The 12,938-nt window shown below is 58.7% G+C and carries 11 protein-coding genes; 3 read left to right on the forward strand and 8 right to left on the reverse strand.

Annotation, left to right across the window (positions count from 1 at the left end; genetic code table 11):
- Positions 1-3: 3 nt before the first annotated feature.
- The 8 genes from AC2TDJ_RS03215 to acs all read right to left on the reverse strand — a co-directional run bounded on the left by AC2TDJ_RS03215 (position 4) and on the right by acs (position 9,400).
- Positions 4-504: a flavin reductase family protein gene (locus AC2TDJ_RS03215; protein WP_480839172.1), complete on the reverse strand. Its 501-nt coding sequence runs from the start codon at positions 502-504 to the stop codon at positions 4-6.
- Between the two features lie 87 nt (positions 505-591).
- On the reverse strand, positions 592-2,001 hold the full coding sequence (locus tag AC2TDJ_RS03220; protein WP_480839174.1) for a 3'-5' exonuclease: 1,410 nt from the start codon (positions 1,999-2,001) through the stop codon (positions 592-594).
- 5 nt (positions 2,002-2,006) lie between these two features.
- On the reverse strand, positions 2,007-2,525 hold the full coding sequence (locus AC2TDJ_RS03225) for a hypothetical protein (RefSeq protein ID WP_480839176.1): 519 nt from the start codon (positions 2,523-2,525) through the stop codon (positions 2,007-2,009).
- Between the two features lie 27 nt (positions 2,526-2,552).
- Positions 2,553-4,376, reverse strand: coding sequence for a DUF294 nucleotidyltransferase-like domain-containing protein (locus tag AC2TDJ_RS03230; protein ID WP_480839178.1), 1,824 nt, complete (start codon positions 4,374-4,376; stop codon positions 2,553-2,555).
- A 109-nt stretch (positions 4,377-4,485) separates the two neighbouring features.
- Complete coding sequence (locus AC2TDJ_RS03235; protein ID WP_480839180.1) at positions 4,486-6,270, reverse strand: sodium:solute symporter family protein; 1,785 nt, start codon at positions 6,268-6,270, stop codon at positions 4,486-4,488.
- Positions 6,271-6,275: 5 nt separating this feature from the next.
- Positions 6,276-6,560: a DUF4212 domain-containing protein gene (locus AC2TDJ_RS03240; protein WP_480840208.1), complete on the reverse strand. Its 285-nt coding sequence runs from the start codon at positions 6,558-6,560 to the stop codon at positions 6,276-6,278.
- Between the two features lie 184 nt (positions 6,561-6,744).
- Positions 6,745-7,428 (reverse strand): adenylate kinase, encoded by a 684-nt coding sequence (locus AC2TDJ_RS03245; RefSeq protein WP_480839182.1) that lies wholly within the window; start codon positions 7,426-7,428, stop codon positions 6,745-6,747.
- Between the two features lie 7 nt (positions 7,429-7,435).
- Positions 7,436-9,400, reverse strand: a complete 1,965-nt coding sequence (gene acs, locus AC2TDJ_RS03250) for an acetate--CoA ligase (protein WP_480839184.1) — start codon at positions 9,398-9,400, stop codon at positions 7,436-7,438.
- 411 nt (positions 9,401-9,811) lie between these two features.
- Between acs and AC2TDJ_RS03255 the strand changes: the two genes are divergently transcribed.
- From AC2TDJ_RS03255 to AC2TDJ_RS03265, 3 genes are read left to right on the forward strand one after another with little or no spacing between them, the layout of a single operon-like run.
- A complete protein-coding gene (locus AC2TDJ_RS03255; RefSeq protein WP_480839186.1) occupies positions 9,812-10,828 on the forward strand; it encodes a C4-dicarboxylate TRAP transporter substrate-binding protein in 1,017 nt (338 codons plus the stop codon).
- 57 nt (positions 10,829-10,885) lie between these two features.
- A complete protein-coding gene (locus AC2TDJ_RS03260) occupies positions 10,886-11,515 on the forward strand; it encodes a TRAP transporter small permease subunit (RefSeq protein WP_480839188.1) in 630 nt (209 codons plus the stop codon).
- Between the two features lie 3 nt (positions 11,516-11,518).
- Positions 11,519-12,922: a TRAP transporter large permease gene (locus tag AC2TDJ_RS03265; RefSeq protein WP_480839190.1), complete on the forward strand. Its 1,404-nt coding sequence runs from the start codon at positions 11,519-11,521 to the stop codon at positions 12,920-12,922.
- Positions 12,923-12,938: the final 16 nt, after the last annotated feature.

A 12,938-nucleotide genomic window follows, 5' to 3' on the forward strand; every position in this document is an offset into this window, starting at 1 on the left:
CCCTTAGAACAGATCTGCGAACCCGCCGAACTGACCGCGCTTGAAGATAAGCCCCTGGCCTTTTCGGTACATGACCTTGTCGACGTGACCGACCAGAATCAGGTGATCCCCGGCCTCGTGGCAGTTGTGAAGGCTGCAGTCGAAACGGGCCAGGCAACCTGCCAGCTGCGGGCGCCCGGCATCATCCAGCTGCCAATCCGCGTGCGAGAAATCCAATCCGTCGCGGGCAAATTTCAACGCCTGATCCTGCTGGTTCTGCGCCATGACATGGATTGAATACGTCTGGCAGGTGCTGAAGGTATTGAACCGGTGCGAGTCGCGGGCCAGGCACCAAAGCACCAGCGGCGGGTCCAGAGAAACAGACGAGAATGAGTTGACGGTGATCGCGTGTGGACCGTTTTCCGTATGCGCCGTAACCACCGTGACACCGGTGCCAAAGCACCCCAGGGCCTCGCGGAAGGCCATGCTTTGATCTGGGCTGGGCGTAAAGGTCTTTTCGGTCATCGCACGCTCGTTCACTGGGCCTGTCTCAGGTGCCACGCCATGCCGGGATTGTCCACGAAAAGCTCGGTAGAGGTTACATCTTTTTGGTTAGTTCAGGTCTTCCAGCAATCGCCCGTGTTTGCGGGTTTGCGCGATGACATCGCCAAAAGTGACCATGCCCCGGGCCGTCAGCATCGGGAGCATGCAAACCAGCACCTCGGCGGTCGCCACCGCATCACCCATTGCAGTATGTCGCAGGTTCTCCGGAATAGTGATGTCGAAACGTTCGCAGACGGCATCCAGAGTGTGCGTTTCGCTGGCCCCAAACAACACGGCGGACAACAGGACGGTGTCCAGAATCGGGTGGGTCCATTCGACCTCCATCCGGGCCGCGTGCCGGTGCAGAAAGGCCATGTCAAACGGCGCGTTATGGGCAACGATAACCGCGTCACGCGCAAACTGGTGAAAGCTGCGTCCGGCTTCGACTATGTCAGGCGCACCTTGAACCATGGCATCGTTGATCCTGTGCACTTTCGTTGACGCTGGTGGAATGGGGATACCCGGGTTGACCAGAGTGTTGATCTGTTCGCCGTCGACAATCTTACCTTTCACGACCCGAACCGCGCCGATTTGCACGATCTCGTCCTTGTGCGGCAGCAGCCCGGTGGTTTCGGTATCAAAGACGACAAAGGTCAGATCTGACACCGTCCGATGCTCGAAGGCGGCGTCGGCTGCGGTGTCGAGCAGGTCGAAGTTGTACACGAGTGGACGCGCTTCTTCGGGCCGCATTTGCGCGGCGCTTTCGTCGAATATCAGCATATAGCCCGGTGCGTTGCCCAATGGCTTCATGCGGGCCGAATAAGTCTGACGCCCGTCGACACTTGTCAACGCGCACTCGACCTCCATCCCGGTCTTGATCATTTCCTTGTACGAGTCGGTCAGGCCCGTGCTTTCGAGGTAATCAAACAGAGAGGCATTCAGACGGGGATGCGCGATCTGCGCCAGAACGTCGGCCGCCTGCGCATCATAAAGAACAATCTGGTGCTTTGGCCCGGCCAACAACATGGCGACCGGGATTTCGGTCAGCAGGGCTGTCAGGCGCTGCTTTTCGGCGGCCAGATGCGCGGTTTCTGCGGCCACTGCCTGGGCAGTGTTCATCGCGTTTTCGGCCAGTTGATCCGCAAGCCCCGCTGCGGCGGGAGCCAGATCGCCAAGATAGCGCGCTGCCTGCAGGTCCAGTTCCGTGCTGACGCCCGCATGTGCACGGGCGCGCAGTTGAGAAGACAGGCGTTCGATTGGCTTCGCGACATTATCGTCAAACAACAGCCAGACCCCGACAACCAATCCCAGGAAACCAAAGGCAATCAGGATTTCGGCAAAGATGTAGGCATCGACCAGATCCGGGTCTTCGACCCGTGTGTAGCTGAACCACAGTGCGGCCGAGCTGACCACAAGCCCGCCAACAGCCAACAGGCAGAAGAACAGAAAGATCCGCAGGCGAAAGCTGAGGTGGTTCATCCGTGTCACACCCCGCAGGTCGCCTCGACAACCGGGTCGCCGGCGCCGGCGGAAATCCAGTCGGCATTCAATAAACGGCCGTCATCGGCAAACTCGGCACCGTCTGCCAGATTGGCCCGGCTGTTTTCCGCACAGTTCACGGCGACGGGAACTTTTGAGACCGGAGCCCAGCGGCCAAAGAAATAGAGGTCGACCAGGCGCTGTTCCGGCACGTTATCGTTGGTGCGCACCGATACCGTGTCGATGGCGGCAAACCGGTCGACGAAAGGCACGGCATAGGTCCAGGGTCGATAGAACGCGCGACTTTCGACCTCTTGCACGATGGTCAATTCTTCAGGCAGTTGATCACGGGTGCGGTCGTACCAGGAATATTCGCTGGAGATGGTCATGGCGATCATGCCGACACCTGCTGCAACAGGCGCGGCCCACTTGGGGAACCGGCCCCCGGTCAGCTTGTTTACCAACATGACGATGCCGGCAAAGGCAAAGCCAGCAAAGACCGTGCCGATCAATTCCAGAAACATGTCGTCTCTCCGTTCTTCAACCGCGTTTTAGCCCAGCATTCCCTTGCCGTGACCAACTGCGGATTGCATCGTTTTTACTACGACGAAGGCATCGCGCAGATGACTTCGCTCAAAGTCCGATAATTCGGATGGTGGCAGGTAATTGTCCGGCTTATCGCCGGATTTGACCAACCGGACCTGATGTTCCAGCCGGGTTTCTGCGATCAGATCGTAGGCGTCCAGCAGATCATGAGCACCAGAATGGCTCAGAACACCCGCCGCTTCGGCAGCCTTCAGACGTGCACGGGTGTTTGCCTCGGTCAGTTGGCCCTGCAGGCTGTAGACGCGCGCCAGATCGACAACCGGCACCACACCGTTGTGCTTCAGGTCCAGCGTGTTGCGGTGCTCGCCCGAGCGGATGGTGGCGAAGCCGCGCAGCAGTCCCAGCGGCGGCGTGTGCTTCAGCGAGTTCGAGATCATATGTGCCACAAAGATCGAGTTCGCGTTGGCAGCGGCCAGCGTGTCAGCCTGCAGGTTGGTGAACAGATCAAACGAACCGCCAATGGGACGAAGGTCGAACATGACCGAGGCCAGCATTTGCGCCTCGGGGTTGGGTTTCGCGATCCAACCCTGGAAATAATCGCGCCAGACCTGCACCGGCTGACACCATCGCGGGTTCGTCGCCATCATGTCGCCGGGGCAATAGAAATACCCGCAGGTATCCAGCCCGTCCGAGACAAACTTTGCGAGGCTCGCGAAATAGCCCATGTCAGCTTCAGACACGCTGTCATCCAGCATCAGGCAATTGTCCTGATCCGATACGCCGGTCTGTTCCTGCCGCCCTTGCGAGCCACAGGCCAGCCAGAGATAGGGCACCGGGGGCGAACCCAGCTTTTCCTCGGCCAGTGCCAACAGACGTCGCGTGGCGGTGTCGGCAATGTCGGTGATCAGGCGCGTCACAATCTCGTGCCGATTGCCGCTGGCAACCAGTTGTACCAACAATTGCGGGATTTCCGCCGTCACCTGAGCCATGTCCTCGGCCGAGTTTGCTTTGGCAATCCGACGCACCAGCTCTGCCGAATTGACAGCCTGGTAATGTGTCAGGTCAGTTTGGGTTACCACGCCGACCAGTTTACCACCCTCGGAAATAGGAATATGGCCAATACCGCGTTCCATCATGACGTGCAGGACATCCGACCCGATATCCGTGGGGGACAGCGTCGTTGGATTTGCCGTCATGATGTCTGAAATCGGGGTATCGCTGGGCATTCCGTTTGCAACGAATTTTCCCGAAATGTCTCGCAGCGTGGCAATACCCAACAGCGCGTCGCCGTCGGTAACACAAAGCGACGATATGTGACGGTCTCGCATCATCTGAGCCGCTTCTCTAATAGGCGTATTCGGCGGGCAGGTGGCAGGGTTATGCGCCATCAGCACGTCAATGGCCGTGGTAGCCAGACTTTGCGGTCCGCTGCGTTCGCCGCGTGTGCGATTGAAGAACTTCGACACTACGTCATGCCCGTCAATCAGGTTCTTCACCAAATCAGGCGGCAGCACAATCAGAACCGCCGGCGTGTGAGCGCGCGCGTGTGTCGCGGCTTTGCCATCCTTGAGCAGCCCCCGCTCACCAAAGGAATTGCGCAACCCGAGATGAGACACGACAGCGCCGTTTTCATCGCTGATTTCCACCTGTCCTTCATAGATGACAAACACGCCGGGCAGGGCATTGCCCATCTCGTAGACAGATGAATTTTCGTCAACTTCCCAGACGTCGATCTGTTTGGCCAGATCGTCCAGCACCTCATGGGGCAGGGCATCATAGGGATGCACGGATTTCAGAAACCGGGTGATTTCGTCATGGGACAGGGGCATCAGGTGTCTCCGGGTCTCTGGTTGAAAAATCCCGCCCGGTGGGATGCCGGGCGGGAACAGTAGATCGAAAAACGCGGCATATGGAAGTTAACCATATGCCGCATCATGCTCATTTATTCTGAGCTGCGCCCGCGCCACGGGGAATGCGTACGCTTTCGACCAATTCCACGATCTCCTGCGGAGTCTCTTTGGTCATACCGGCAACAACATATGCGACTGCAAAGTTGATCATTGCACCGATTGCGCCGAACGAGGTCGACTTGATCGGACCCAGCAGCGGGTCAGCATCGGTGAACGAGTTGGTGCCCGGAATGAACAGCCAACCTTTGTGCAGGAAGATGTAGACCAGCGTCACGGTCAGACCAGCCAGCATACCAGCAACCGCGCCGGTGTTGTTGATGCGGGTCGAGAAGATCCCCATCATCAGCGCCGGGAAGATCGAGGCCGCCGCCAGACCAAAGGCCAGAGCAACCGTCTGCGCCGCAAAGCCCGGTGGGTTCAGACCCAGATAGGTTGCGACCACGATGGCTACGGCCATGGCGATACGCGCCGCCAGCAGCTCTCCCTTTTCAGAGATCGACGGATTGATCGCGCCTTTCACAAGGTCGTGGGACACAGCCGACGAGATCGCCAGCAACAGACCCGCCGCCGTGGACAGGGCAGCCGCAAGGCCACCGGCAGCCACCAGACCGATCACCCAACCCGGCAGGTTGGCGATTTCAGGGTTGGCCAGAACCAGGATGTCACGGTTGAACTTGGTCAGCTCGTTTCCGACCCAGCCTTTTTCTTCCGCGATTGCCTGCATGGCTTCGGACTTGTCGTTGTAGTACTGAATCTTGCCGTCGCCGTTCTTGTCTTCCCAGTCCAGCAGACCGGTTTTCTGCCACGTCTGCATCCAGTCGTAGCGCGGATCATTGTCGATCTCCTCGAGCGAGACAGCGCCACCGTCGATGCCGCCGTTGGGCCACATCATGTCGGTGATGTTCAGACGGGCCATTGCGCCAACCGCAGGGGCGGTCAGGTACAGCAGCGCGATGAACACCAGCGTCCAGCCAGCAGACCAGCGGGCGTCAGACACTTTCGGCACGGTGAAGAAGCGCATGATCACGTGCGGCAGACCGGCGGTGCCGATCATCAGCGACAGCGTGAACAGCACCATGTTCAGCGTGTTCGAATGGTGCGCTGTGTAGTCAGCAAAGCCCAGCTCGGTTACGATTGCGTCCAGCTTGGTCAGCAGCGGCTCACCACTGGCCGTATCGCTGAACAGACCCAACGCCGGAACCGGGGTGCCAGTCAGCTGCAGCGAGATGAAGATCGCCGGAATGGTGTAGGCGGTGATCAGCACGCAGTACTGAGCGACCTGTGTATAGGTCACGCCTTTCATCCCGCCGAACACCGCGTAGGCAAACACGACACAAGCACCGATCAGCAGACCGGACGTGTTCGACACCTCAAGGAAGCGGCCAAAGGCCACGCCCACGCCGGTCATCTGACCGATCACGTAGGTGACCGACGCAACGATCAGACAGACAACCGCAACGACTCGTGCGGTCTGGCTGTAGAAACGGTCGCCGATGAATTCCGAGACGGTGTACTTGCCAAATTTGCGCAGGTAGGGCGCAAGCAGCAGGGCCAGCAGCACGTAGCCACCGGTCCAACCCATCAGGAAGGTCGAGTTGTCGTAGCCGGTAAAGGCAATCAGGCCCGCCATCGAGATGAACGAGGCCGCAGACATCCAGTCCGCCGCTGTCGCCATACCGTTGGTGACCGGGTGAACGCCGCGACCGGCGGCGTAGAATTCAGATGTGGACCCCGCACGGGCCCAGATCGCGATGCCGATGTACAGCGCAAAAGACGCGCCGACAAACAGCAGGTTGATGGTAAACTGGTCCATGCTGATCACTCCTCGTCCACGCCGTGTTCAGTGTCCAGCTTGTTCATGCGCCAGGCGTAGTTGAAGATCAGCACCAGAAAGACCAGAATTGATCCCTGCTGAGCAAACCAAAAGCCCAGGTCGGTCCCGCCGATGGCGATGCCGGACAGCATCGGACGCAGCAGAATGCCGAATCCAAACGACACCAGCGCCCAAATCGCGAGGCTGATGTAAATGAGGCGCAGGTTGGCCTGCCAATAGCCCTTATCGGCGTCGGCAGTCTGCGCGGAGTTAGTCGAATTATCCGCCATCGCGGGTTCCTCCTTCGCTTCCTCGTTTGGCGGCCCGCTGCCAGTTTCCTCCAGGGCGTTGGGCCGCTTCTCGATTGTGCCGAACGCCGGCTTGGCGTCAGGCAAAACTCCACCGGTCCGCCAAGGCGGGTCCCTTGAAGTATTCTGTTTTAGGATCAAAGCCTTGGGGCTTTTCTCCTCCCCCTTAACTCATGACTTCGCCCACAAGATCTTGCAGGTCGCGGGCGATGTCATCGATCTGACCCATGGCGTCTATGCCTTTCAGCACGCCCTGAGCCTGGTAGTATTCAATCAACGGAGCGGTTTGCGCGTGATAGGCCGCCAGCCGCGAGGCCACGGTTTCCGCATTATCGTCCGCTCGACGCTTGAACTCGGTACTGCCGCATTTGTCGCATTTGCCGTCTACCGAAGGCTGCTTGAACTGATCGTGGTACCCCTCACCGCAGCCGGCACAGGTGTAGCGGCCCGAGATACGGGTCACCATTTCCGTGTCTTCAACTTCGAGGCTGATCGCGGCGTTGATCTTTTGACCGGTCGAAGCCAACAGCTCATCCAGCGCCTCGGCCTGAACCGTGGTGCGCGGGAAACCGTCCAGAATGACACCTTTGGCGCAATCCGGCTGGGCCATGCGGTCGCGTAGAATGGCGATGACGATCTCGTCGCTGACCAGATCGCCGGCCTCCATCACTGCCTTGGCAGCTTTCCCCGCTTCGGTTCCGGCAGCGACGGCTTCGCGCAGCAGGTCTCCGGTGCTGAGTTGAACCAGCCCGAACTTGTCTTCCAGCATACGCGCTTGTGTGCCCTTCCCGGCGCCCGGAGGGCCGAGAAGGATCAGAACGGCGGGGGTAGTGGTAGCGGCAGCGTCCATCACATCCTCACTTGTTCGCGCGGTTTGCAATCAGGTCATCGACCACCGATGGATCGGCCAGGGTCGAGGTGTCACCCAACGAGCCAAAGTCGTTCTCAGCGATCTTGCGCAGGATACGGCGCATGATCTTGCCCGAGCGGGTCTTGGGCAAGCCCGGCGCCCACTGGATCACGTCTGGCGACGCAATCGGGCCGATCTCAGTCCGGACCCAGGTGCGCAACTCTTTCAGCAAATCGTCCGAAGGCTCGCGATCATTCATCAGAGTGACATAGCAATAGATGCCTTGTCCTTTGATTTCATGCGGATAGCCCACAACAGCGGCCTCAGCGACAGCGGCATGAGCCACCAGAGCGCTTTCAACCTCGGCCGTTCCCATACGGTGACCCGAGACGTTGATCACGTCGTCAACACGGCCGGTGATCCAGTAGTCGCCATCCTCGTCGCGACGGCATCCGTCGCCGGTGAAGTAGTAGCCTTTGTAGTCCGAGAAATAGGTCTTCTCGAACCGTTCATGATCGCCCCAGACAGTGCGCATCTGACCAGGCCAGCTATCCTTGATGCACAGCACCCCCTCAACGCCGTTGCCTTCGATCTCGACGCCGGATTGCGGATCCAGAACGACTGGCTGGACGCCAAAGAACGGTTTCATGGCAGAGCCGGGTTTCAATGCATGCGCGCCGGGCAGGGGCGTCATCATGTGACCGCCCGTTTCGGTCTGCCACCACGTATCGACGATCGGGCATTTACCCTTGCCGACGACGTCATTGTACCAGTTCCAGGCTTCGGGGTTGATGGGCTCACCCACAGTGCCAAGCAGGCGCAGATCGCTCAGGTCGTGTTTCTCAACCCATTCGTTGCCCTGACCCATCAGCGCACGGATCGCTGTCGGAGCAGTGTAGAACTGGTTGACCTTGTGCTTGGCGCAGACCTCCCAAAAGCGTCCCGCATCGGGATAGGTGGGCACGCCCTCGAACATAAGCGTGGTCGCGCCGTTGGCCAGCGGACCGTAGACGATATAGCTGTGGCCGGTAACCCAGCCCACGTCGGCGGTGCACCAGTAGATATCTCCGTCGTGATAGTCAAAAGTGATCTCATGCGTCATCGCCGCATAGACCAGGTAACCACCGGTCGTGTGTACCACGCCCTTGGGCTGACCGGTCGAGCCGGAAGTGTACAGGATGAACAGAGGATCTTCGGCACTCATCTCAGCCGGTGCGCAGTAATCGTCGGCCTCCAGCGCCATTTCATTGTAATCGTAGTCGCGGCCGTCGATCCAAGTGGTCTGACCGCCGGTGCGCTTGACCACCAGACACTTCACTGTGTCCTTGCAGTGCAGCAGGGCCGCGTCCGCGTTGGACTTCAAAGGGGTCTTGCGGCCGCCACGCGGAGCTTCGTCCGCGGTGATGACAACCTTGGCGTCGCAGCCATTGATCCGGGCTGCCAACGCGTCGGGCGAGAACCCGGCAAAAACGATGGAATGGATCGCGCCGATGCGGGCGCAGGCCAGCATGGCATATGCGGCCTCGGGGATCATCGGCAGGTAAATGACAACGCGGTCGCCTTTGCGCACGCCCATCGATTCCAGAATATTGGCCATCCGGCAGGTGCGGCGATGCAGCTCGGCATAGGTGATGTGCTGGGCTGCGTCGTTCGGATCATCCGGCTCCCAAATGATGGCGGTCTGGTCACCACGTGTCTTCAGGTGACGATCCAGGCAATTTGCCGAGACGTTCAGCGTTCCGTCCGCATACCAGTTGATCTTGACCGACCCGAAATTGTAGTTGACGTCCTTGACCTGGGTATATGGCTTGATCCAGTCGATCCGTTTGCCGTGCTCGCCCCAGAACGCGTCGGGGTCGCTCACCGATGCCGTATACATATCGGCGTATTTGTCAGCATCGACATGGGCACGCGCGACGGTTTCTGCGGATGGCGGATATACCTTGGCATCTGCCTGGGCAGCGGTGGTCATTCTGAGGCTCCTCCCTCTAGGATTGAAATTCTATGGACCGATTTTGCCAGCCGATTACACAATGTCGACCCATATCCTCCCCGATTTGGATAATACGTGGTTCAGAAAATAAATAAATAAATTGCCGTAATCCTTGGATTTGTTTGTAAAGAAATTTTTTTCTCATTGCGTAATGTGTAAAGAAATCCCTTTCAGTTTGTAAAATATGCTAAAAAACAACGGCCTACCTGTAAGCAGTTTGCATGTGCAAAATCTTCATTCGGGTTGCGGATAATCTGGAATCGGTTCCCCAACCCACGTGCGGCTCCTGATCCAGGCGGTTTCCGGCGCGGGGGTTGGCACATCCTATGGTTGGCGCTAGCTTTACGTTCAAGCGCCTCGGGAGGGGGCGCACCAAAGGGAGAAATCATAATGAACAAGATGTTGAGCGGTGCAGCTGTCGCCGCCCTGAGCATGGCGTTTGTCACCGAAGCGGCTGCCACCGAATGGAATGCCTCGGTCTGGGGCAAGCGCCGGGCGTTTACCGAACATGTAGAAAAGCTGGCTGAGCTGGTCAGTGAAAAAACCAACGGTGATTTCACTATCAATGTCAGCTATGGCGGTCTGTCAAAACCGCGCGAGAACCTGGACGGGATCGAGATTGGCGCGTTTGAAATGGCGCAGTTCTGCGCGGGTTACCATCGTGACAAGAACCGTGCGATCACCGTGCTGGAATTGCCGTTTCTGGGCGTGAACACTCTGGACGAAGAAGTGGCCGTCAGCCACGCCGTCTATGATCATCCGGCGGTCAAGGATGAGATGGCGCAATGGAATGCCAAGATCATCATGACGTCGCCCATGCCGCAATACAATCTGGTTGGCACTGGCGACCCGCGTGACGAGCTGACTGATTTCGACGGAATGCGGGTGCGCGCGACCGGTGGTCTGGGACAAGCGTTTGAGGCCGTTGGCGGTGTACCGACGTCGGTTCCCGCGACCGAAGCTTTCAACGCGATGGAATCCGGTGTGGTCGACACGGTGGCTTTCGCACAGCACGCGCATTTGTCTTTCGGTACGATCAACGAAGCCGATTGGTGGACCGCGAACCTGAATCCGGGAACGGTCAACTGTCCGGTCGTCGTGAATATCGAAGCTTACGACGCCCTGCCTGCGGAACACCGCGAAGCGCTGGACAGCTCGATTGACGAGGCCATTGATCATTACCTGGCCAACTACGGTGGCCTGCTGGAGCAATGGGACAGCGTTCTGGATGAAAAAGGCGTTCAGAAGGTCACGATCGACGACGCTGTAATCGAGGAATTCCGCGCCAAGGCGGCGGACCCGATCCGCGAAAAGTGGATTGAGGACATGACCGCACAGGGTCTGCCTGCTCAGGATCTCTATGATCTCGTTCAGACGACCCTGCAACAGCAGCGCGGCGGAAACTGACAGATCGGGCCGGGCGCTGCCTCGTGCCCGGCCTTTACATGAAAGGGGATCACCGGGATGGCAGGACAGGCCACGGTGTTGGAAGACGGCAGCCTGATCAGCCGTCTGGATCGGCGACTATTGGGTCTCGAGCGTTTTCTGGCGTTGATCAGTGGAATTGCGGTTTTTGGACTGATGGTGCTGGCGGTCGTGTCGGTCAGCGGTCGAAACGCGCTGAACGCGCCGCTTCCGGGCTACGTGGACTGGATCGAGCAAGCCATGCCGCTGATCGCCTTTCTGGGGATTTCGTACGTTCAGCGCAGCGGCGGCCATATCCGAATGGATATCGTGATCTCACGCCTGAAGGGACGGGCGCTGTGGTTGTTCGAACTGCTGTCGATCCTGTTGATCCTGGTGCTGATGCTGGCTCTGGTCTGGGGGAGCTGGTCCCATTTCGACCGATCCTTTGATTTCGGTGCACCACTATGGAGCCGCGACAGCTCGATCGATATTGGTATCCCGATCTGGCCCGCGAAGCTGCTGGCGCCAATTGCCTTCTCGGTGTTGAGCCTGCGCCTGGTCCTGCAAGCGTGGGGCTACGGCCGCGCATTGGTTCTGGGACTGGATACACCGGTTGCCATTCCGCTGATTCAGGATGCTGCGGCTCAGGCGGCGGCAGAGGCCGAACAGTTCGAAGGGCGCTCGTAACTCATGGACACGATCGAAATCGGACTTTGGGTCACGGGTGGCCTTTTGGTGATGGTCGTGGTCGGGATGCGCGTGGCCTTTGCCGCCGGGCTGGCGGGGCTTATCGGACTGGTTTGGATCTTCTGGGCCAAGTTCGGGTACGACCCTGGTCGTTTTGGTAAGGCTCTCACGGTTGCGGTCAAAACCGCAGGGCAGGTACCGCATTCCAAGGTGGCCTCGCATACGCTGAGCCTGATTCCAACTTTTATCCTGATTGGGTACCTGGCCTATTACGCTGGCCTGACACGCGCGCTGTTCGAAGCCGCAAAGCGCTGGGTCGCTTGGGTGCCTGGGGGGCTGGCGGTTTCGACCGTTTTTGCCACCGCCGGATTTGCGGCCGTGTCCGGAGCCTCGGTCGCTACATCGGCGGTGTTTGCACGTATCGCCATCCCCGAGATGCTATCCGTGGGTTATAACAAACGTTTCGCTGCTGGCGTGGTCGCGGCGGGTGGAACACTGGCCTCATTGATTCCACCATCGGCGATCCTTGTGATTTATGCCATCATCGTCGAACAGGATGTGGGAAAGCTGCTGCTGGCGGGGTTCATTCCCGGCGCGTTTTCTGCCGTGGTCTACGGTCTGCTGATTGTCGGAATTGCGGTGTTTTTCAAAACCGTCGGACCACCGGTAACCGGGTTTTCCTGGAAAGAACGCTTTTCCGCCTTGCCGGGTGCGTTGCCCATTGTGGCCGTGATCCTGATCATCATTTGCTTTGTCTATAACCCGTTCGGTGAAAAAGCATGGGGTACGCCAACGGAAGGTGGCGCAATCGGGGCTTTTATCGTCTTCTGTTTTGCACTGTTCCACGGCATGCGCTGGAAGGAACTCAAGTCCGCCTTGCTAGAGACGGCGAAGCTGACTGCGATGATCTTTGCGATCATCTGGGGCGTACTGATCTACGTGCGATTTCTTGGTTTTGCCGATCTTCCGGGCGCGTTCTCGGACTGGATCACATCGCTGCGGATGTCGCCGATGCTGATCCTGATCTGTATACTTCTGGCCTATGCAGTGCTTGGCATGTTCATGGATGCAATCGGAATGCTCCTGCTGACATTGCCAGTGGTCTACCCGGCAGTCATGGCCCTGAACGGAGGAGAAACAGTGTCCGCCGCCGAAAGTACCTTCGGCATGTCCGGTCCGATGTGCGCCATCTGGTTTGGCATATTGGTTGTAAAAATGGCCGAGTTCTGCCTGATCACGCCACCCATCGGCTTGAACTGTTTCGTTGTGGCCGGTGTCCGCCCGGACTTGAGCGTTCAGGATGTCTTCAAGGGCGTTACCCCATTTTTCATCGCCGACGCGCTGACCATCGCGATGCTTGTGGCGTTTCCGGGGATCGTCCTCTATCTGCCGTCATTGGCCGGATAAAAAAGGCCCCGGCGAA

This window comes from Ruegeria sp. HKCCD6647-2, from assembly GCF_057221075.1.

Excerpts from the sequence above, each read along its gene's own strand:
- AC2TDJ_RS03215 (WP_480839172.1), bottom strand. The coding sequence starts at position 504 with ATGACCGAAAAGACCTTTACGCCCAGCCCAGATCAAAGCATGGCCTTC.
- AC2TDJ_RS03220 (WP_480839174.1), bottom strand. The coding sequence starts at position 2,001 with ATGAACCACCTCAGCTTTCGCCTGCGGATCTTTCTGTTCTTCTGCCTG.
- AC2TDJ_RS03225 (WP_480839176.1), bottom strand. The coding sequence starts at position 2,525 with ATGTTTCTGGAATTGATCGGCACGGTCTTTGCTGGCTTTGCCTTTGCC.
- AC2TDJ_RS03230 (WP_480839178.1), bottom strand. The coding sequence starts at position 4,376 with ATGCCCCTGTCCCATGACGAAATCACCCGGTTTCTGAAATCCGTGCAT.
- AC2TDJ_RS03235 (WP_480839180.1), bottom strand. The coding sequence starts at position 6,270 with ATGGACCAGTTTACCATCAACCTGCTGTTTGTCGGCGCGTCTTTTGCG.
- AC2TDJ_RS03240 (WP_480840208.1), bottom strand. The coding sequence starts at position 6,560 with ATGGCGGATAATTCGACTAACTCCGCGCAGACTGCCGACGCCGATAAG.
- AC2TDJ_RS03245 (WP_480839182.1), bottom strand. The coding sequence starts at position 7,428 with ATGGACGCTGCCGCTACCACTACCCCCGCCGTTCTGATCCTTCTCGGC.
- acs (WP_480839184.1), bottom strand. The coding sequence starts at position 9,400 with ATGACCACCGCTGCCCAGGCAGATGCCAAGGTATATCCGCCATCCGCA.
- AC2TDJ_RS03255 (WP_480839186.1), top strand. The coding sequence starts at position 9,812 with ATGAACAAGATGTTGAGCGGTGCAGCTGTCGCCGCCCTGAGCATGGCG.
- AC2TDJ_RS03260 (WP_480839188.1), top strand. The coding sequence starts at position 10,886 with ATGGCAGGACAGGCCACGGTGTTGGAAGACGGCAGCCTGATCAGCCGT.
- AC2TDJ_RS03265 (WP_480839190.1), top strand. The coding sequence starts at position 11,519 with ATGGACACGATCGAAATCGGACTTTGGGTCACGGGTGGCCTTTTGGTG.